We start from the raw sequence: 17,427 nt of genomic DNA, 5'->3' as shown, positions 1-17,427 counted from the left end.
TCAATTGCCCTCCACGGCAGGCTGGTTTCTGACGAGGCCGGCGACGCCGTCGCGCACGACATTGATCAGGATCTTGAGCAGGGCCAGCACCCCGGTGATTTTTAGCGCCAGGGCGGCGTCGATGCCGAACAGCGTCCAGTCGAAGCCGACCAGGCCGGTGAGCAGCAGGATCAGCACATTGATCAGATTGTGCGCGGCGTTGGTATTGAACCAGTTCATGGCTTTGCCTTTCGAAACAGGGAGGGGGTCTTTCGAAACAAGGAGAGGATTGCGGCGACCAACGGAGCCAGCACTGCGGCCCATAATCCGGGCAACGGTCCGCGCCGCACTCCGGCTTTGCCCGGCTCTGCCTTAGCGGGCGTGAAACCCTTCGGTTGTGGCGGCTGCGGGATCGGAACGGGCGCCGGAGGCTGCGCAGCGGGCGGCGACGGCGTGTCCTTGATCCCGGACCATTTGCGGAACGCCTCGGCAAGCCGGATATCGTAGGCGTTCTTCCCATAGGATGCGCCGTTGTAGCCCTTGGCAAAGCCGGCCCAGTCATGCTTGCGCAATTTGCCGTCGAGCCGGTTGGCGGCGATGAAATTGACCGCCGCCGCCAGCTGCAGCGCCTCGTCCGCCATCATGGCTTCGACCATCGCCTGCACGGTGGGGAAGCCGGCCGCCCTAAAATTCTCGCCGAGAACCTGGCCGAGCCCCCATGACGCCGATCTGAGCGCCGCCGTCTCGTCGATGGCGCAGGCGGCTTTCAGGCGCGGATAGCTGTCGCGGGGATAAGGCTTTTCGCCCCATTTGGCATAGGCGAGACCGGCCGCTACCGCCTTTGTCCGAGCTGCGCCCGCCAGATTGCGATAAAAAACATGCGGCTCGAACAGGATGACCGGCCGGCCATGGGCGTCGAAGCCATGCCCGCTGGTTTCGACATCGAGAAAGGCGTGGATCTCGTCTTCGCCGACGCCGATCCTGGCGCCGAGTTTTGGCAGATCGAGATCGTCCAGGCGCCTGGCGGCGCCCTTGAACGTCATGTCCATGGTCTTGTCCTTTCCCAGGTTGATGTTTGCAGGCGCCCGGTTGATGTTTGCAGGCGATTGTGTGAAATGACCCAAAACTGTGGGGATTTGCCGATGTCGCAAGACGAAGGAACGGCGCGCTGGACGGTGAAGGCCGAGCTCTGCGCGGTCGGCCGCGACAAGCCGCTGCTTGTGGCGCTGGCGGCGATCCTGTGCCTCTATTGCGGGCTGATAGCCGGGCCGATCATCTATGCGTTCCTGGCCTTCCAGGGCATGGCGGATTTCTTCAAGTGACGGCATCGACCAGTTGAGAACAGCTCGATCCGTCCTGCCGCCTGAACCGAAATTGCCTTAGCCGGGATGAGACTGCTGCCATGAACCGTTCATACCCCGTGGGACTCAGGTGCGGGAGGGCGCGTGACATTAAGGATCAGGCTTCCGGGCGGGACCTTGAAGATCAAGACGAGGGACAAGCTGCGCCGCCGCGAGCAGAAGCGCGAGGTCCCGGTCTGGCAGGTCGGAAATTACTTCATCATCTGGTGGCCGAGCAGCATGTCCGGGCGCTCGCCAAAACGGTGATCCGGAGCCTGCGCCCCGACCGTTCCGAAAACGGTCCCGGAAGATAGCCGCAGAAACGACGACCGTCCCTTGACTCTTCCGCAACGGAAGCTCTCTAGTTGCTGCATTGCACAACGGGGTTGGGCTGATGGCGGTTCGTATCAAATTGCCGGGCGGCACCTTGAAGATGAAGGTGTATCGGGAGTTGCGCGGGCGCGAACGCAGCCGCCGCATACCGGTTCTCAAGATGGGCTCGCTGTATTTCACCTGGTGGTCGAACCGGCCCCGTCCTTTGAACGGCCAGCCGGATGCACCGGACGATCCTGACCAACCCCGGGCGACGCCTTGACGCCCTGAATCTCATCGGGCGCCTGCGCTCGAACCTCTTCCTGGGAAGAGTCAAAAAACCATCGGCTGTTGACTCTTCCCTGGGGGAAGTTCTCTAATTGCTGCATCGCACATCATCATTGCCTTGCCGGCGGGAGTCGAACCGATGGCACTGCGTATCAAATTACCGGGCGATCGGGTGCGCGAACGCGAGCGCCGCGTGCCGGTGATGAAGATTGGTTCGCTGTATTTTATCTGGTGGTCGAACAGCCAGCCTCACAACAAGCCGCAAGACAGCCATCATTAGCCACAGCCATTTCGCCTGCGCAGCGGTGCGGGGTACGGCATGTCTTTTGGACGGGTAGGCCAGCCAACCGACGCCGAATTATCGATGCACCAAATCGCTCGGTACAAGTCATCTGCGATTGGCGAAATGCTACTCGCCATCGCTCGTTGCAAGAGGCCGTGTCGAGCCGGCCGAATTAGAGCGTGAACACCTCACGATCAGGCTTGCAAAGCGCTGCCTCTTGCAGCAAGTCATGGCGATGGCACATTCAAGGCCTGCGACAAACACCGACCTGCCAAAGCGTTTTTTCGGTCCAGGCGATCGACCCGTGCCGATAGCTATGGTGCAAGCCAATAATGATCATTGGCGTTTGATGATTTGTGCGCTCACTTCGACTGGAGGCGTCTTATGCTCTGCGACGAGATGAAGGTGGTCATCGCTCGCCCGGTACTGAGACAGTTCGGAAAGCACTGATGCCGTTCGTTCCGCCACTCCTTTGCCGCCTATTTGGGATCAGTGCCGGCGCCGGTACGAAGATGAGTATCCAAAGCGTCCGCACCGCACGGCGTGGCGATCACTCGATCAGCGACGAATGTATCCTCCACTGCGCTTTCTCTTTTGACCGGTCTGACGCAAAGATCATCGTCGGACAGCGTTCCTACATCGGCAAGAGCCACCTCGTCGCAGCCGAACGCATCGAAATCGGCAGTGATGTGATCATAAGCTGGGGCACCACAATCGTAGATCACAACTCGCACGCGACAGGATGGCAGCATCGAAAGACCGATGTCGCCGACTGGCATCAGGGAAAGAAGGACTGGTCGAATATCACCATCGCGCCAGTGAGAATTGAAGACAATGTCTTTATTGGCTTCAATGTCATTATCCTCAAGGGCGTGACGATCGGCAAGGGCGCAGTCGTCGGCGCAGGATCCGTCGTGACGAAAGACGTGGCGCCTTTCACCATGGTCGGCGGCAACCCTGCCAGGCAAATCGGCGAAGCCGCTGCTCGATCAGTGGCTTGAGCACAGAGCTCCGGCCATGTAAGCGATACTGCGCATTGCGGTTTTAGGCAAAATTTTCAGGAACTCGGTCCGCACCTTGTACTTCAGCCATCCTTTTGTACGACCTGCCAGGTGTTGCTCATAGGCGAGGTCGTGAGGAAAGACCTTAAGCCGCTCGACCGTCAGCCCGGAGGTCTTGAGCAGGTTTTCGAACGATAGGATTGTATAGAAGTTGATATGCCCATACGGCCCCGACATGCGGATAGCGCGGTCTAACCTTCGCGTATGCTCTAGTGGCACCTCTATATAGAGCTTTTTGCAGACCCTCCCCGCCTCTGCCAAGAACATGCGCTCGTGCTCAACATGCTCGACGACGTGGATTGCCAATCCTAAATCGAACGACTTGTCGGCGTGCGGAAGGTGGTAGCCATCAAATTGCTCCACGCTTTCAAGATTGGAAATCTTCCGAGCTTTTATCGCCTTGATGCCAGACGAAGATATCTCGACAGCGGCGAGGCTCTTGCCAAGACGACGCTTGTTCAGCTTGTCCAGCACGGCCCCCTCACCGGCACCGATATCCAAGATTCTTTCGAAGGCCTCGCCTTGAATTATCGTGTCGATATGGCTCACAGATTGAACAGAAGCGATCTCGCGTTTGGGATGCACAGTGTCGCCAGCATAGTATTCGTCGTACATTGAAATAATGCTATCGGCGCCAGCCATCGGGACATCCTTTTGGTTCACGGTGGGACGACCGTGCCACAGCCATCCCGACGCAGTCCAGTAATTTTGCCTAGACGCTCACCAGCGGTGCGATAGCGGCCGCCCATTCCGCTGACCCGACATCGTTTGGATGGACGCCGTCGCCGATTGACGCGTTGCTATTGGTGGTCAGCGACAGACCGTTGATCAGGATGTTGTTTGCATCGGCCAGCTCGGTCAGGGCGTCGGCCGTGGCCTGCCGATAATCGGCTATCTTCAGCGCCAGCTCATCCCGAGCGGCCGAGATCCAATTCGAAGTGATGACGTAGAGCTTGGTCGTTGGCTCTAGCACCCGAAAATTGTTGATCAGCGCCTTATAGTTGTTCTTGTGGGTGAGCAGCGGAACCTGGTCGGCCCGGTCGTTGTAGTCATACAGCGAAAAGGCAACGCCCGGATTTGCCTGGCCGAGGACCGTGCCATCGGCCGTGCTGGTGTTCAGACGCCTGCTGCCATTGGCGAGGTTGATGTGCTGCCAGCCTTTGGCGCGGCAGAGCAGTTCGAACCAATGATATCGAGCAGCAGATGCCTGGAAGCCATGGCCACGGCTGTCGCCAATGATCACCGCGCGCGGCAGTGTTAAACGAGTTGCCGGTGCCGTGATCGTCGCGCCATTCGGGATGGTGGCGCCGAGGAAACGAGTGCTCATGCCATACGGCATCTTGATCTCGATATGCCGATCAGCGACCGACGTGAAGGTCACCGGAACGAAGGTCTTGCCTACTGCGGAGCCGATCGTGAATGACTGGAAGAGAGCGCCGTCGACAAAGATCGCCCCGATGCCATTTGTGCTCGCGCCGCTTAGCCCTGGATTGAAGAACTGGAGCGTAAATTCCTTGGCCCGAGTGTTGAAATGCCGGCACCAGCCAGGCGTCGTGTATTGATAGTTGCTGCTGACGATCGGCCGCACCAGGCTCACCTCGGCGGCCGAAAGCGACAAGGTGCCATAATAGTCGCTGTCCTCGATGCGGCTGTCGTTCGGCGCGATATTGATCGTCGGCTCGTTGCCTGGCCAGCCGAAGGCCGTGACGTTGCGGATCTCAGCATCGCCTGCCTCACGAGGAACGATGATGATCTCCTCAATCCATCCGCCTAGCGGGGTCAGGCCAAGGGGACCCATCGAGCCGAAGCGCAAGATCGAGACGGCGGGCTTGGTGAAGACCGTATCGGTGGTGCCCAACGTACCATCCATGCCAAAGCCGGCAGCGCCGGCAGTCACGCTGGCCATGGTCCGGTGGCGAATGTCCGGATCGCCAGCCCCGGCCAGGATGTTCATCTGCAGAACATTGGCATTGAACATCTGCAAGGCACCGACAGTGATCGACGAGAGCATTGCCATGATGCGATTGTTGGCCGTGCCGTCATCCAGACACCAAATGCCACGCGTCGCGGTATTGGGCGCTTCGGTCGAGACAACGGCATAAACACTGAATGTCGAGAAATCGCCAGGCAACGCCGAGGTCGGCATGGTGATGACATCCGCCGCCCGTGCAAACGCGGCAATAGTTGTCGGCATCGGCGACGACGCGTAGGTGACGGAGCCCGGCTCGTTCTGAACGCAATCGATAGCGATCGCATCGCCCGACGTCGCGAGCTTGAACATCACCGTTGGATTGGCAAGCGTCTGGTTGGGGATAGCAAGCCGCGCCCAGCGAGCGGTCGGCGTGATGACGGTCCACGTCGCTCCCGCATCCATTGACATCGAGACAGCGCCGCTGCCAGTCACGCGCTTGACATAGGCGTCCTGTGCGCGGGGAAATGAGGCTTGCGTGATCGCTTGGGAAACTATCGCATCGGTAGCCGTGGCCGTCAGCAATGATGCGGAATTGGCGACACCGTCGATGCCGACCTGGCTCTGCGCCACGGTCATGTTTGTTACGACCCAGACCAGGGCTGACGAAGAGATCGTCTTTGTCGCGCCGCTTGTCGCGCCCGTAAGCGTCCCGGTCATGGCGCCAGCGCCACCCGAAAGTGCAAAGATGGTCGACGTCGAATTTGCGGCGCGATAGATGCCGGTGCCACCACCGGAAGCCGTAACCGTCTCACCATCAACGAAGATGCCGGCTCCGCCGGTGACGGTTAGCTGGTGAGTGATGCTGAGGGACCTGCTCTGCAGAACGACATTGGAGCGCGCGCTTTCGACGCGAAGCCCCTTACGAGAGAGCGTGAGCGGGTCGTGGTCGAAGCGCAGCGTGTTGGCTGGGACAGCTTCCATGAAGCCGAGCGCGTTAAAGCGGTAGGTGATCCCGGCATTCGAAACGGCAATCTTTGAGGCTACCGGCCCAAGGATGCGCTTGGCCGCGTTCTCGGCGTCCTTGATCAGAACGGCCGGTGTGCTTTCCGCAAACAGGAACGCAGCGCCACTGTCCTCGTAGGCCAGGCGGCTGGCGAGCCGATCCGCGACGGCGGCATCAATGGTCGGCAGAGACCTGACGCCGGTATCCGTCGCCGCAGGCCCAGCCGTCACGCTGTGCAGCCCAAGCACGCCGGTCGAAACTTCGGTCCAGAAGTACTCACCAACCTCGACATTCCGGCCCAAAACCGCCGCCGCACTTGCGCCCGCCAATCCCGCCGATGCCGCGAAGCTGAAGGTCGGCGCCACCGTGTAGAAACCCGGCGCGGTGATCAGGATCTGCGTCAGCGCGCCGCTGGCGACGACGAAGCGGCCGGCCGCGCCCGAGCCGGCGCCACCGGCAAACGCCAGGTCGAAGGTGCCATCGGTGCCGGTGGCGCCAGCCGTGATCGCGCCATGGCCGACGACGCCAAGGCCGATCGCCGCCGCGATGGTCGGAAAGATGCCCTTGCCAAACAGAGACGCGTCGCGCGCGGCCTGGGCGCCGGCCAGGTTGGCCGCGGTGGTGACGACATCGGCGGCGGTTAGTCCGGCGTTGGCGGCGGAGGTGGACGCGCTGGCGGCGGCCTGGCCGGCGCTGGCCGCGCTGGCGTCCTTCAGCGCCTGGGTTGCGTCGCGCAGCGCTTCCACCGCATCGACCACCTCCGAAATGTCGGGCGGCACGAACGGCGCAATGGTGATGGCATCGCTGCCGACCACCGGCTCGTTGGCGCTAAATTCAAACACCCGGCCGGCATTGACCGACCCGATTTGGGCATGAACCGTCGTTCCCTTCTGCAAGGTGCGGGCGGTGCGGGCGTCGGCGGCGCGGAACCATTCGCCCTCGCTCACCGTATAGATGCTGTTCTGCGTCGGGTCGGCCTGGTCCTTGACCAGCACGCGGTCGCCAACCTCGCACGGCACGCCGTCGATGGCCTGCAGGCCATGAAGCAGGATGTTGGCCGCGGTCGCCAGGCGCACGGGTTCGCGTTCGCCGGTCAACAGTCGAACCGCGGCGGTTGCAGGTCGGGCCATCAGGCTTGCTCCATAAAAAAAGCCCCGCAAAAGCGAGGTGAAAGTGCTCTATGATTCTACGGGCGCGGGACGCGGCCTATGGCACATCGGCGGTTTGGGTAAGTTCCGGCCTCGGAGCGCTGCTCCGGTGCAGAACCTTTGATCGCCGAGGGACAGCGCCCTGGACAGCGCCCCCCTCTGTCCTGCCGGACAGAGGGGGGGCGCGAAGGATCGCTACGGAGCGCTTTTGTTCTGAGCCGTTGCCTTCTTCGGCTGATGTAACGGCATGACCCTACGGCAATCCGACAACGCGCCCGCCAACGCGCCTCTTTGTCCAGCCGGCGATCGTCAGCCCGCACGCCATGCCGACGCAGTCGGCAACCCAGTCCAACCCATCCAGATCGCGCCCTATCAGTTGCGAGCCCTGAAGAACCTCGATCGCCGCGCCGGTAAAGGCGAGGACAAAAATCAGCTTTGCCCTGTGTCCCGGCCAGCCGAGGCTTCCCAGGGCCGCCAGCACGGCGAAGGCGATGGCGTGGTGCAGCTTGTCATCGTAAAGCGTGACGGCCGTGCCGAAATCCGGCAAGAATCGCGCCGGCAGAAGCGTGAGCAGGAGAACGCCGGCCAACGTGACCGGAAAAACGATCCTTGCCAGCATCGGATAAGACTCTAAGCGCAACAAGATAGGGTCAGTCCTTCATCTGAAGCCTGGACGGGCCAGGTGGATTTCCGTTCCAATGATCGCATCAGCGCTTGGGAATTTCAAATCCAGAACCATAAGCCTGTGTCGTAAGAAAGGCTGCCGTCGCTCTTATCACTATGGATAACGACCACATACCTGCGTGCATTGCCAGCGGCGATTTCAGGGACTTTGGGTTTTCCCATGAAAAAGCCTGCAGTTGATGCAACAGGGGCAGGTAACGAGAAAATCCAGCCCGGCCGCCTGGTTGCGGACATCAGTTTTGCGCCACCGAGGCGCCGGCCAGCCGGGCGAGCGCAGCCCTGTCGTCGGGCCTGAGATCAGCAAGGCGGTCATCGCCCGAAGCGGGCGAGTTTTGGTTTTTCGCCGACAGATCGGTACCGCCTTCAGCACCGGTGGTTTCACCGTTGATCGCGCCGTCGGTGGCCTTCGCGGCAGGCTCGGCGCCAAGCAGTTCAACAGCGCGGCCCGGATCCTTGGCGATCATCGCCTGGGCGAGCGCCTTTGCCGTGTTGCTGCGCCAGGCAGTTTCGGCCGCTTGCCTGGCGACCGGGTTGCCCATCTTGGCGATGAAGTCGAACCCGCTCTGCCTGATCGCCTCGAACGTTGCGGTGTCGTCCGGATTACTCTGCACGATAGCATTGAGCTCCGCAGCCTGCGCCTTTGACCATTCGGCCTGCTCGTAGTCCTGGCGGCGCGCATATTGCTGTTCGGCCATGCGCGCCGACCCGGCCAGCCTCAAAGCCTCTTTTTGCCTGATGAAGTTGGCGCGTTCGCTTTCCGGCATTTTTGGCACGGTGCTGTCGAAGATCTTGTCGAACAGGCCGGGCTTGACGACACCGTTGCGCGGGTCGACCTGGCCATACATGGCGTCGTGCAGGCCGCGGCCGTCGGCCGGCGCATTCTGGATCGCTTGTTTCTCGGCCTGGGCAATCTGCCCGTTCAGCTCGCGGCCGATGACCTCGGCGTCGAACGCATCCTGCTGCTGCTTCTGCTGCCGGAAACGCTCGGCGACGGCCGAGAGCTCGTCGCCAAAGCCCTGCATGGCGGCGCCGACCGGCGAGCTGTTGGGATAGGAAACCACGCTGCCGGTATCGAGCCGGCGCTGGGCGAGCTGGAGCGGGATGGTCGCCATCAGTAAAGCCCTCCGCCCGGCGCCGGCGGAAAGGCGCTGTTGCCGAACGTCACCGCTCTGCTCGGGTCGTACAGCCCGGAAAGGCCGGACACGAGATTGCCGCCTGCCCTGAAGATCGAGGCAGCCGCCGCCTGCCTGCCGGAAAAGCGCGAGATCGCGGCCTGGGTGGTCAAATTGTTCTGGCGCAGCTGCGAGCCGTACTGGATCGCCTTGATGTCGAGCTGGCCCTGCCTTGCATTGGCGGCGAGCACCTCGATCGGCGAGCCCGACAGGGCGACGCCCGAGGCGCCGGCCCGGGCGCGCGCCTGCGACAGCAACAGATCCTGCTTGTGGCGCTCCTGGCCCTGCTCGAAGGCAGCGGCTTGCGCGTCTGCCCGCGCCTGCTGCTCATAGGCTCTGGCCTGATAGTCGGCCATCTGCCGCGACTGCTGGCCTTCGATCAGCGCGCCGCCGACTGAGAGAGCCGTGCCGATAAGGGCAAGTGTGCACATGGTCAGCCGCGGCCTCGGCCACGCAGCGAATATCGACCCGCGATGCCTCCGACCGGCGCGCCGAGCGCCGGTCGCGGGTCGAGCGCGCCGCCGGGGCTGAGCAGCGACAGCAGCAGCCTGTCGGCCTGGATCGCTGCCGCGCTGAGACGAGCGGGGGCTGTCGCTCGCCCCCCGGTCACGGCGGCGCGCCGGATGGCGGTCGGGTTGATTTTCAGGTTGGCGACGCCGGCGGCGTCGAACTGGCTGTTGGCGGTGGCGACGGCGCGGCGCAAGGCATCGGCGTCGAACAATTGCTGGCGCAGCTGCTCGATCAGCCATTGGGCCATGCGCCAGCGCTCGTCGAGGGAAGCGGCGTTTGCCCTGATCTCGTCGGCAAGTGCTGCGATGTCGACGCAGGCTTCACTTTGCGCGGCGGCACGGCGCTTGTTCGCCGCCTCACGGGTTTTCTCCAGGAGCGCAACGACGGCGTTGGCCTCGGAGAGCGCAATGCGCGCCGCCGCCAGGTCGCCACGGCCGAACATCGCACGACCCTTGGCCTTTTCCAGTTCCAGTTTGCGGGCGGCAGCGTTTTTGAGGTCGCTGTCGAGCAAGGCGATGACGGCAGCAAAATCGGCAGCCGTCCGCGCTTTGCCGAGAGCTTCGGTATGGGGGGATGGGGTCACGGGAGGGTCCTTTTTGGAGAGTGATGGAAGGGCGGGGCGGCGATCTCCCCCCTTGAGGGGGAGATGTCGCCGAAGGCGACAGAGGGGGTCGTCTCGCGTGAAGCGCCGGCGTTTCGCCCGCGATGGAGGCCGCGTCAGGTCGTACCGACCCCCTCTGTCCTGCCGGACATCTCCCCCTCAAGGGGGGAGATCGGCAGTTCGGGCGCGGTCCCTATTCCTGCGACGCTGGTGATTGGCGAAAGCCGGGGTGAAATCCGATCTCCCCCCAAGTGGGGGAGATCGGCAGTTTCGCCTACGCCTCCGCGTCGAACACCGGCGTGAACGCCCGGATGGTGCACGGCGTCGGGTTGGTGTGCCGGATCTTCACCCGCCCCTGCCCTTCCCAACTATCGTCGATCGGCACTTCCACGTTCCCGGTGAACAGGTTTGCCGAACTGTCAGGCGTCACGACCGAGGGAATACGAACCGTCTCCCACCGGCCACGCTGCATCGAAGCGATCTCCAGCCCGGTCGTATCCGTCTCAAACAGCGATAGAATGACCTTGGCGACTTTCTTGCGCCGTCCGACAATCGACCCATCCCTGCCGCCAACATCGAGCTCCAGCGTGTCGGCGCCGGCCTCATAGGGCAGACCAACCTGCCATTTGGCAGCGGTAGCCCCGCCGGGCAGGGAAACAGCCCCAGCGGCCACGGTAAGGTCATGATAGACGATACCATCCGCCAGGGCATCGACCGTCTCGCCGTTGAGATGATCGAGTCCTGTGACCGTCCCCACGGCCGCGCCATCATAAGTCAGGCCGCAATCGACCTCGAAGGCGTCGGCAATCTCGCCATACTCGAACGGCACCGACTTGATTTCGATGGTGCGCCTGGTCGTGCCGCCGATGGTGCGCTTGACGATCAGCCAGAGATCGTCATTGCCGTCCTGGCCCGGCGTTACGATGGCGCTTTCCACCATGCCCCAGTCCGAACCGGAGAAGGTTCCGGCGATGCGATGCCGGTGCATGCCGCGGACTTCCTGCGAGGGCTGGTGGGTGTAGCCGCCAAGTTCGCCATTATCGAGCGGGAACCACAGCAGCGGGTCGGGATCGGTCTGGAACGCCAGTTCGACGACACCCTGCTTCGGAATATGCTCGGAAACCTGGCCGACATCCTCCGAGGTGAATTTTCCTGTCGCGCTCTGGGTCAGTTCGGCGATCGATTTGCGCGACCTTGTGACGAACAGGAACGATTGCCCGGCGTCGACTGGGCGCAGCGGCGCGCAGCCAAAGGTGCGCGAGCGGCGGTTCTTGAACGATGACGGCGTCAGCGCTTCGTCGATGCCCGAGCCGGACAGCGCCCGGATGCCGCCCAGTGTGCCAATGATCAGCGCCCCGTCGGATTCGGCAATCCAGGTGATATCGTTGGCCTGGCCGCCGCCGGCCTGGACGAACTCCAGCGCGGCGTCGTCCTTTTCGCCGGTGGCGAAATTGTCGAAGTCGCCGGTTGCGGATGCGTAGACCGAGAATTTTCGGCTGAAGGCCAGGCGCTCCTCGTACAGCGAACCGCTTTCGACGTATTTTCCGGGAACGAAGGTGCCGAGGCGCCAGCGGGCGATCGGGCTGAGATTGGGCAAGGCATGGCCGTATAGCCTGATCTTGACCACGGTCGCGCTGGTGCGGCTGGTGATGCGCGCCCAGCGCCAGACGGCATCCGAGCCGAGCAAACGAATGGTACGGCCGACATCGCTGGTCTGGAAGCCGGTGCCGCCATTGATGCCGACGATCGACGATGCCGTGAGGTCGAACGGCGTCTGGGTGTCGCCATCTTCGTGCCAGCCCATTTCGGCGATGTCGAGGTTGCTGTCGTCCTCCGATCCCGAAATATTCAGCCGATAGGACTGATAGGCGGTCTCGTTCTGGAACTCATAAAACCGCACCTCGCGGCGCGACCAGCCGGTTTCCGCCGTCCGGCTGTCGAGCGAAATCCAGTTGGTGCCGTCAAAGCCCTGGAAATCCCAGGCCACCGCTGCCCGAGGATTGCCGCTTGCTCTCGCCCTTATCCAGTAAGCGTCGCAGACCTTGGTCGTGGCGCTTGCAAAATCATAAGACACGTCGCCGGTGGTTGCGCCAAAGCTGAGGTTTGTTCCGTTGTCGCGGTCGAACACGTGAAAGGCAGTGCCAGCAGAACTCGCCGCGGTCCCGGATGGCAGCGTATCGCTGGTCATCGCTGGATGGACGGCACCGGTCTCGGCGGGCGTCAGCGTGGTCGCGCTTGTGTTGATGTCGTCATAGGGGCCGTCGAGAAAGACGAACTCGGCCAGCGTCCATGTGGTGTGCGCCGTGCGGGTGAGAACCTGCGGCAGGTGGTTTTTGTGGGTGATCCACATCTGGTCGGCGGACTGGACGAATTGCAGGTCGAACAGATCGGCTTCGAGATAGGGTGTCGCCACTTCCACCGTGCCGACGCGGGCGCCATAGGCATGGACGCGGATGTAGAGATCGCCGAATTCGAGCGCATAGGCCTGGTCCGCCGAGAAGATGAACGGGATCAGCCGCGTCGCTTTGGAAGAATCCTTCACCTCGGCGCAGAAATAGGTGCCGCCGCGCTTGCGGATACCGCCATGCGGGAGCGCCAAAAAGTTTTCGCAGCGGGAGAGTGCACCCCGGTAAAGGTCGAGCGAGGCGCGGGCGTGCAATCGCGGACTGATCTCGCCACGGACGAAGGTGTCCTGGATGGGATAGAGCATCGTCATCAGGCGCGCCGGAACCCGCCGCGCTGGATCGCCCAGGACGACGTTGAAAACCTGCCGCCACGCTGGATGGCGTTGGCGTGAAACGCCGCGTCCAGCGCAGCGCTATAGGCACCGCGGGCGATGTCGATCATGCCGGACTTGTGCGTGAGCGGATGCGCGATCTTGACGGCAAGCGCTGCAACCAGCACTTCGGTGAACGTCGCGTCCCAGTCGTTCGGATCGGTGAGGTTGGCGACGTAGCGGATGATCAGCGGCCCCGGCCGGTCGCAATAGATCAAGCCGGCTTCCTGGCGCCACGCGATCGGCACGCCATCCGGCTCGCCATTGTGGGTCAGCGGCAAAGGCCGCAGGCAGTCCACGGGCAATTCATAGGCAAAGTTCAGCGTGCCAGCGCCACTGCCGGTATCGGACCCGGCGACGGCGGCCGCCAGGATTGCGAACACCCAGGCATGTTTCATCAGCTCCGCCTCGCGGGTCAGGTCGAAATGCAGGTTGAGCAGGCGGGCCGGTTTGACATCCTGATCAAGGCTGTCGACCGGCGCCTCGTCGAGGACGCCAAGCGCCATGTTGGCGATGTCGAGCGGGGTGATGGCCATGGTTTTAGGCCTCCGTCAGCAAGAGTGGTGGAACAAAGAAGCCGCTCTGGGCGGTGGGATAGGGGGAAGGAAAAGGTCGCGTTCCGTCGCGCCCCCCTCTGTCCTGCCGGACATCTCCCCCACAAGGGGGGAGATCGGCGGTTTTAGCGCCCCGCTAGTCCTGCAATGTTGAAGGTTGGCGAAAGCGGCGGTGACAGCCAATCTCCCCACCCGTGGGGGAGATGTCCGGCAGGACAGAGGGGGGCGCGACGGAACGCGACCGAAAAGAAGCTGGCAACGTGCGCCACATGATAATTTGCAACGTATATCGCCGCGCAACGCGGCGATGACATCCTGCGGCGTCAGCCGAAGTGTGCGCTCGTCGGCCGCCCGCGCGACTTGGCAAAGGCGCTTGCTGGCAACCTTTCGGCACCTCTCGCCATCGCCAAACCCCGGTCCAGGGCTTCCTGAAGGCTTGTCGTGTAGTAGGCGGTGTTTTCCAGACCGCTGAAGAAGTTGATGCGGTGAAGTTCGCCCTTTTTGCTTATGACAATGCCGGCTTTTCGAAGCACATCCTGAACTGCCTTGTAGGTCATATCCATGGTTACCCTCCCTTGCAAAGACAAGACAGCATCGCCCTCTTGTGTAACAGTTTGGTGGCGGCGATTGATCAATGTGCAACAACAACAATTTTGGGGCAGCACGGCGCGTGAATTTGGGATTCGCCACATCGGCCGACCCGGCGTCCAGAAGAGCGGGGACTCAGACCCCCCGCCCCCTTCCGGTCCGCTCAGAGACCGTTTCGAAACTCGCTCTGGCGAGTCATATGGTGGTGGTTTCGAGAACCGGAGCGCAGCGGACATTTGGGTCCGTGAGCACCGGAAGCGCAGAAGCCGTCATCAGATGGCCGCCAGAGTAGAGTTTCCAAACGGTCCGCTCAGGCCTCGGTCGTCTTCAGCGCGATGAACGTCATGTGCTTGACGCTCGACGCCGTGCGGTCCCAGTTCGCCGCCAATGCCAGTTCGGCATCGGTCGCAAACTCACCGGCCGTCGACGCGTCGAGGAAGCGGGTGCCGGGCACATGCGGGACGAAATGCCGGCGGGCGACCATTTCGGTGACGCCGCCGCCATGGCCCTGGCGCGGCTTGCGGTCGAACTCCAGCGGGCCGCCTTCGGTATTGACCGGCAGTTCGTTCCACAGGATTGCCTTGTCCTTGAACATGAACGCCGTGTAGACGCCCGCGGCGACCGGGATGTCGTCGTCGATGACGGCCCGCAGCCCCATGTAATAGGGGATCAGCGGCCCGCCCTGCTCGGACGGCGGCACGTAGTCGATGAGGTCGGCGAGCTTCAGCGCCTTCATCTGCTTGGAGTGCATCCAGATCGTCTTGAACTTGTCGGCGCGGTCGCCCACCAGATAGGCGGCCTCGATGATGTCGGTGTCGACGATGGACGCGCCGGTGATGCGGACGAGGTCGCCGGCATCATTGGCGACGTTGTCGGCCAGCACTCCTTTCAGGATGCCGAGCAGCGTCAGCTTGTTGGCACGCTGCCAGTAGTCGGTCTGGCGGCGCACGATCAGCTTCTGCGGGTCGTCGCCGGCCAGGATCGAGGTCAGGTCCGGAATGCCCCAGGCCTGGGCGCGGACATTGCGGGCGGCGACCTCGCGGCGCGCGCCGATCTTCTTCATCTCGATCGAGTCGGCCGGATCGTCATTGACCGGCTCGGACGGATCGTTGCCGAGATCCTTCCAGCCTGGCATGTCGACGGAACGCCCGCCCATGGAGAGCTTGGAGGCGATGGCCGGGTCGGAAAACAGGATCCCGGCCTGGTAGATCTCGAGCGACTGGACGTGCTCCTCGAACGAGTATTGTGCATAGACGGACGGAACGATCGCGTCCGCGATGCGGGTATAGGCGTCTGCCATTTTTTCTTTCCTTCAGGGTTTGATGGGCGGCATCCTTCAAAGACCGTTTCGAAACTCGCTCTGGCGAGTCATATGGTGGTGGTTTCGAGAACCGGAGCGCAGCGGACTTTAGAGCGCCGCGCGTCCAATTGGACGCGCAAAGGACGCTCTAACACTTTGCATTTGCGCATGATCCTTTCCGGAAACCGAAATCGGTTTCCGGGGTCATGCGCTGGTCCGTGAGCACCGGAAGCGCAGAAAACGCCGCCAGATGGCCGCCAGAGTAGAGTTTCCAAACGGGCTAGAGAGGGTTGTTCGGAATCCATAGATCGGGGTTTTCACCGGCCTCGCGTGCCAGCCGCCGGGCGCGGACGGGGTCGCCTCTGACGAGGGCTGAGATATCGGTCAGGTTGCGTTCGCCGGCGGCGTTGCGCTTGAACGGATTGCCTCCGCTCAAAGCCGCGCCGCCGTCGATCGTGTCTTCCCTGAACATCGCCTCGCCGACGGCGTGGAACGCCTTGGCGATCTGCGGATCGGTCAAGGCGCCGTCAGGCAGGAGGATGCCCTTCGCCTTGTAGATTTCGACCAGGCCGAGCTTCTTCATCGCCCGGTTGGCGACCTCCAATCGCCTACGAAAGCCGTCGCTGTCGGTCGGTCCCCAATCCCGGACCAGGTCGTCGTGAGTGGCCTCGACCGAACGGGCAAGGGCGGTCTGCTGCGCCTTGGCCTGTTCGGCCATGTAGCCGACAAAGCGGTCGTGATAGGCCTGCGCCACCTTCGGTGTGGCGCCGGCCTCGACCGCCCACGCCTTGGACGCGCTGGCGAGTTCGTCCGAATAGGCGAAGTTTTCGGGAAGCCCGTCGGGGCGCCTGTACTCGACCTTGTCGGGCGATGTCAGCGGGCGCATCGCCTCAGGCAGCCGGGCATGGAACCTGTCCCAGTCTTCCGCAGTTGCGTCCGCTGCGGGAATGCGCAGGCTTTCGCCCTGCTGCCGTTCCAGCTCGGCATAGGATGTGAGAACCCGCTCGAGGCTTTCAGGCTTCGTCCAGCCCTTGGTTTCAGCGAGCTTGCGGTTGCCTTCGGAAAGACCGTCAAACCAGCTCTTGCCGGCCGGCGGGGCGGACCCGTTGTCGCCGGCGGCCAGTGGGCCTGCCAATGGGTCTGCAAGTGGCCCTGCAAGGTTGCCCGCCGGTGGCGACGCCACCACGGACCCGGCGTCTGCCAGATCTGTCATGAGAAAGATTCCTTCTTGTTGTTTGCAAATGGAAACGAGCACTGGCCAGTTCAGTCAGGCGTGTTATTGGATTTGAGGGATCGGCTGGACCCGGGCGGAATCGTTGCGGCCGCAGCCTGATTCTTTTCGACAGAACCTGGCCCTATCGTCTTGTTCGAGTACGATCTTTCAGAGTCGGAGGCAGGCACCGTCAAGACGAAAGAAACCATGTCTCATTTCGTGACAAGCGGTTGCCGCGGTTCCGCCGCAATGCAACCGCACTTGGCAAACACTTGGCAAAACCAGCCAGTGTATTAGTTCATACGCTTCAACGGAGTATCAGACGATGACCATGTACAAAGCCATTGCCGCCCTGCTTGTGACTGCCGCGCTGGCAGGATGTGCCCAGACCGAAGGCCAGCAAAGAGCCACTACGGGCGCCCTGGTCGGCGGCGCTGGCGGCGCTCTCGTCGGTCAGGCCCTGGGCCGCGACACCAAGAGCACGGTTATCGGCGCAGCCAGCGGCGCCCTGCTGGGGGCCGTCGTCGGCAGCGCGACCACGCCACAGCGGCGCGGCGAACAGCTTTGCCGCTATCAGGACCGCTACGGCCGCATCTACACCGCCCCTTGCGACGACCGCTACTACCGCGGCAATTATTGAGCGAGACTACGGCAAGGCTGGCGGGACAGCGCCCCCTCTGTCCTGCCGGACATCTCCCCCACA

Annotated in this window: 20 protein-coding genes; 6 read left to right on the top strand and 14 right to left on the bottom strand. The window is 62.6% G+C overall.

What is annotated here, in order from left to right; all coding sequences use genetic code 11:
- Nucleotides 1–219 (bottom strand): hypothetical protein, encoded by a 219-nt coding sequence (locus BQ8794_RS30335; RefSeq protein WP_023798600.1) that lies wholly within the window; start codon nt 217–219, stop codon nt 1–3.
- On the bottom strand, nt 216–1,028 hold the full coding sequence (locus BQ8794_RS30330) for an N-acetylmuramidase family protein (protein ID WP_077383492.1): 813 nt from the start codon (nt 1,026–1,028) through the stop codon (nt 216–218). The genes BQ8794_RS30335 and BQ8794_RS30330 overlap by 4 nt, the downstream gene beginning before the upstream one ends.
- Nucleotides 1,029–1,121: 93 nt before the next feature.
- Between BQ8794_RS30330 and BQ8794_RS30325 the strand changes: the two genes are divergently transcribed.
- The 5 genes from BQ8794_RS30325 to BQ8794_RS37130 all read left to right on the top strand — a co-directional run bounded on the left by BQ8794_RS30325 (nt 1,122) and on the right by BQ8794_RS37130 (nt 3,203).
- Nucleotides 1,122–1,301, top strand: coding sequence for a hypothetical protein (locus BQ8794_RS30325; protein ID WP_077382830.1), 180 nt, complete (start codon nt 1,122–1,124; stop codon nt 1,299–1,301).
- Nucleotides 1,302–1,424: 123 nt separating this feature from the next.
- The gene (locus tag BQ8794_RS35870; RefSeq protein ID WP_167378901.1) at nt 1,425–1,586 is read left to right on the top strand and encodes a hypothetical protein; all 162 of its coding nucleotides are present in this window, start codon (nt 1,425–1,427) and stop codon (nt 1,584–1,586) included.
- A gap of 127 nt (nt 1,587–1,713) precedes the next feature.
- On the top strand, nt 1,714–1,914 hold the full coding sequence (locus tag BQ8794_RS30320) for a hypothetical protein (protein ID WP_077382827.1): 201 nt from the start codon (nt 1,714–1,716) through the stop codon (nt 1,912–1,914).
- A gap of 144 nt (nt 1,915–2,058) precedes the next feature.
- The gene (locus BQ8794_RS35865) at nt 2,059–2,199 is read left to right on the top strand and encodes a hypothetical protein (RefSeq protein WP_167378900.1); all 141 of its coding nucleotides are present in this window, start codon (nt 2,059–2,061) and stop codon (nt 2,197–2,199) included.
- Between the two features lie 452 nt (nt 2,200–2,651).
- A complete protein-coding gene (locus BQ8794_RS37130; protein WP_077382824.1) occupies nt 2,652–3,203 on the top strand; it encodes an acyltransferase in 552 nt (183 codons plus the stop codon).
- On the opposite strand, the gene BQ8794_RS30310 is transcribed toward BQ8794_RS37130, so the two are convergent.
- The 12 genes from BQ8794_RS30310 to BQ8794_RS30255 form a co-directional block, all read right to left on the bottom strand.
- The gene (locus BQ8794_RS30310) at nt 3,192–3,905 is read right to left on the bottom strand and encodes a class I SAM-dependent methyltransferase (protein ID WP_077382821.1); all 714 of its coding nucleotides are present in this window, start codon (nt 3,903–3,905) and stop codon (nt 3,192–3,194) included. The genes BQ8794_RS37130 and BQ8794_RS30310 overlap by 12 nt on opposite strands.
- A gap of 70 nt (nt 3,906–3,975) precedes the next feature.
- On the bottom strand, nt 3,976–7,308 hold the full coding sequence (locus BQ8794_RS30305; RefSeq protein ID WP_077382819.1) for an SGNH/GDSL hydrolase family protein: 3,333 nt from the start codon (nt 7,306–7,308) through the stop codon (nt 3,976–3,978).
- Between the two features lie 271 nt (nt 7,309–7,579).
- A complete protein-coding gene (locus BQ8794_RS30300) occupies nt 7,580–7,945 on the bottom strand; it encodes a VanZ family protein (protein WP_244555164.1) in 366 nt (121 codons plus the stop codon).
- A gap of 104 nt (nt 7,946–8,049) precedes the next feature.
- On the bottom strand, nt 8,050–8,244 hold the full coding sequence (locus BQ8794_RS36130) for a hypothetical protein (RefSeq protein WP_210189879.1): 195 nt from the start codon (nt 8,242–8,244) through the stop codon (nt 8,050–8,052).
- Complete coding sequence (locus tag BQ8794_RS30295; protein WP_174654557.1) at nt 8,244–9,122, bottom strand: hypothetical protein; 879 nt, start codon at nt 9,120–9,122, stop codon at nt 8,244–8,246. Before BQ8794_RS30295 ends, BQ8794_RS36130 begins: the two co-directional genes overlap by 1 nt.
- The gene (locus BQ8794_RS30290) at nt 9,122–9,613 is read right to left on the bottom strand and encodes a hypothetical protein (protein WP_077382817.1); all 492 of its coding nucleotides are present in this window, start codon (nt 9,611–9,613) and stop codon (nt 9,122–9,124) included. The genes BQ8794_RS30295 and BQ8794_RS30290 overlap by 1 nt, the downstream gene beginning before the upstream one ends.
- A gap of 2 nt (nt 9,614–9,615) precedes the next feature.
- A complete protein-coding gene (locus tag BQ8794_RS30285; RefSeq protein WP_077382815.1) occupies nt 9,616–10,275 on the bottom strand; it encodes a hypothetical protein in 660 nt (219 codons plus the stop codon).
- A 292-nt stretch (nt 10,276–10,567) separates the two neighbouring features.
- Entirely contained in the window at nt 10,568–13,009 is a 2,442-nt protein-coding gene (locus tag BQ8794_RS30280) for a phage tail protein (protein WP_077382813.1), read from the bottom strand.
- Complete coding sequence (locus BQ8794_RS30275) at nt 13,009–13,605, bottom strand: phage connector family protein (RefSeq protein WP_077382810.1); 597 nt, start codon at nt 13,603–13,605, stop codon at nt 13,009–13,011. Before BQ8794_RS30275 ends, BQ8794_RS30280 begins: the two co-directional genes overlap by 1 nt.
- Before the next feature lie 341 nt (nt 13,606–13,946).
- Nucleotides 13,947–14,186 carry a hypothetical protein gene (locus BQ8794_RS30265; RefSeq protein WP_077382807.1) on the bottom strand — a complete coding sequence of 80 codons (240 nt, stop codon included), beginning with the start codon at nt 14,184–14,186 and terminating at the stop codon, nt 13,947–13,949.
- Between the two features lie 335 nt (nt 14,187–14,521).
- Nucleotides 14,522–15,511 carry a Coat protein gene (locus BQ8794_RS30260; RefSeq protein ID WP_077382804.1) on the bottom strand — a complete coding sequence of 330 codons (990 nt, stop codon included), beginning with the start codon at nt 15,509–15,511 and terminating at the stop codon, nt 14,522–14,524.
- A 280-nt stretch (nt 15,512–15,791) separates the two neighbouring features.
- Entirely contained in the window at nt 15,792–16,724 is a 933-nt protein-coding gene (locus BQ8794_RS30255) for a hypothetical protein (protein WP_077382801.1), read from the bottom strand.
- A gap of 325 nt (nt 16,725–17,049) precedes the next feature.
- On the opposite strand from BQ8794_RS30255, the gene BQ8794_RS30250 reads away from it, so the two are divergent.
- On the top strand, nt 17,050–17,364 hold the full coding sequence (locus BQ8794_RS30250) for a YMGG-like glycine zipper-containing protein (RefSeq protein WP_077382798.1): 315 nt from the start codon (nt 17,050–17,052) through the stop codon (nt 17,362–17,364).
- Nucleotides 17,365–17,427: the final 63 nt, after the last annotated feature.

Source organism: Mesorhizobium prunaredense, assembly GCF_900156895.1.
GTDB classification, from domain to species: domain Bacteria; phylum Pseudomonadota; class Alphaproteobacteria; order Rhizobiales; family Rhizobiaceae; genus Mesorhizobium; species Mesorhizobium prunaredense.
Note: the sequence above shows the minus strand (reverse complement) of the source record. Positions and strands in the feature narration are given on the sequence as shown.